Genomic DNA, 2085 nt, shown 5'->3' with positions numbered 1-2085 from the left:
GGTTACGGATGGGCAGTGACAAGTTGAGAGGCGCCCCTGTTCCTCCCTCCCCTTTTCTCTCTTCTCCTCTTTCTTCCTCTCCTCCTCCCTCTCTTCTCTCTCCTTCTCCCTCTCCCTTCCTCCTCTCCTTCTCTTCCCCTTTCTCTTCTTTCCCTCCTCTTCCCCCTCCCTTCCCTCTCCCCTTCTCCTTCTTCCTCCTCCCCCCTTCTTCCCCTTCCTTCTCCCTTTTTTCCCTCTCTTCCCTTCTCTTTCTCTCCTCTTCTTCCCTCTTTCTTTTTCCTTTTTCCCCCATTTTCCTGTTCTTCTTTTTCTTTGTTTTCCTTCTTTTTTTGTTCGTCGTTTTTCTTTTTTTCCTCTTCCTCTTTCTTCTCCTTTCTTTTCTTCTCTTTCCTTTTTTCCCCCCCTCTCCCCCTCCTCCCTTTCCCTTCTCTCCTTTCTCCCTCTCCCTTCCCTTCCCCCTCCTCTTTCCTCTCTCTCCCTCTTTTTTCCTTCCCTTCTTCCCCCTTTCCTTCCCTTCTTTCCTCTTCTTCCTCTTCTCTTTCTCTTTCTCTTTCCTTCTTCTCTCCTCTTCCTCTTTCTCTCCCTCCTCCTCTCCTTTTCTCTCTCCCTTCTCTTTTTCCTTTTCCTCTTCCTTTCTCTTTCCTTTTTTTTTCTCTCTCTCTTCTCTCTCTCCTTTTCTCTTCCTTTCCTTCTTCCTTTTTTCTTTCTCTTTTTTTCCTTTCTCTTTTTTTTTCCTTTTCCTTTTTTTTCTCTCTCTCTCTTTTCCTTCTCTCTTCTTTTCTTTCTTTCCTTCCTTCCCTCCTGCCCCCTCCCCCTTTCCCCTTCTCCTTTTCTTCCCCTTCTCTTCCCCCCCCTTCCTCCTTTCCCCCCTTTCTCTCCTTCCTCTCCCCCCTCTTCTCCTCTCTCTCTCTCTTTTTTCCTTCCTCTCCTCCTCCCTTTCCTTCCTCTCCTCCTCTCTCCCCCCCTCCCCTTTTCCTTCTCTCTCCCCCTTCTCCTCTCCTCCCCCTTCCTCTTTCCCTTCTCCCTTCTCCCCTTTCCTTCCTTCTCTTCCCCTTCCTCCTTCTTCTCTTTTCTCTCCGCTCTTCCTCCCCTCTTCCCTCTCTTCTCTTCTTTTCTCTTCCTCTTTTTCTTCCTTCCCTTCTCCCTTCTCCTTCTTCTTTTTTTTTTCTCTTTTTTTCCCCTCCCCCTTTTTCTTTCCTCTTCTCCTCCTCTTCCCTCCCTTCTCTTCCCTCCCTTCTTCCCTTTCTCTCTCCCCCCTCCTCTTCTTTTCCCTCTCTTCTCTTTCCCTTCCTCTCTTCTCTTCTCTCCCCTCTTTTCTTCTTCTCCCTCCTTCTCCTTCTTCTCCTATTTTCTCCTCCTTTTCCTCCTTTCCTCTTTTCTCTCTTTCTTCCTTCCCCTCTTTCCTCTCCTCTCTTCCTTCCCTCCCCTTTTCTCTCTCTCCCTCTCTTCTCTCCCTCCTTCCCTTCCCTCCTCTTCCTTTTCCTCCCTCCTCTCTCTCCTCTCCTTCCCTTCTTTCTCCTTTTTCCTTCTCTTTCTTTCCTTCCCTCTCTCCCTTCCCTTCTCCTCTTTTTTCCTTTCCCTTCCTCTTTTTCTCTCTTCCCTTCCTCCTCCTTTCCCCCTTTCTTCTCTTTCTTCTTCTTCTCCCCCTTCTCTTTCTCCCTCCTTCCTTCCTCCTTCTTTTTTCCTCCTTCCCTCTCCTTTTCCTTCTTTCTTCCCCTTCTCCCCTTCTCCCTCTCCTTTCTCCTCTCTCTCCTCTCTTCCTTTTCTCCCTTTCTCCCTCCCCTCCCTCTTCTCCTCCTCTCTCTCTCTCTTCTCCTCTTCCTCCCTCTGGCTTTCCTCCTTTCTTCCTTTTTCCTTCCTTCCTCCTTCTCCTCCTCTTCTTCCTCCCCTTCCCTCCCTTCTCTTCCTCTCTTCCTTCCTCCCCTTTTTTTCCTTCCTTTTCGTTCCTCTCTTCCTTCTCCTCCCTCTCTCTCTCTCTTCTCTCTCCTCCTCTCTCTTTCTCCTCTCCCCTTCTTCTTTCTCTTTTTTCTCCTCTTTCCCTCCTCCCCCCTCTTCTCTCCCCCTCCCCCTTCCCTTCCTTCCTCC

General features: G+C 49.3%; 1 protein-coding gene. It reads right to left on the bottom strand.

The window, feature by feature from the left end:
• On the bottom strand, positions 1-2085 hold a 2085-nt coding region (locus D6B98_RS42155), incomplete at both ends, for a hypothetical protein (RefSeq protein ID WP_164719173.1).

It is taken from the genome of Bradyrhizobium sp. LVM 105 (assembly GCF_003957705.1).
Lineage (GTDB): Bacteria > Pseudomonadota > Alphaproteobacteria > Rhizobiales > Xanthobacteraceae > Bradyrhizobium > Bradyrhizobium frederickii.
The sequence above is the reverse complement of the archived record's forward strand: the minus strand, read 5'-3'. Positions and strand labels throughout refer to the sequence as shown.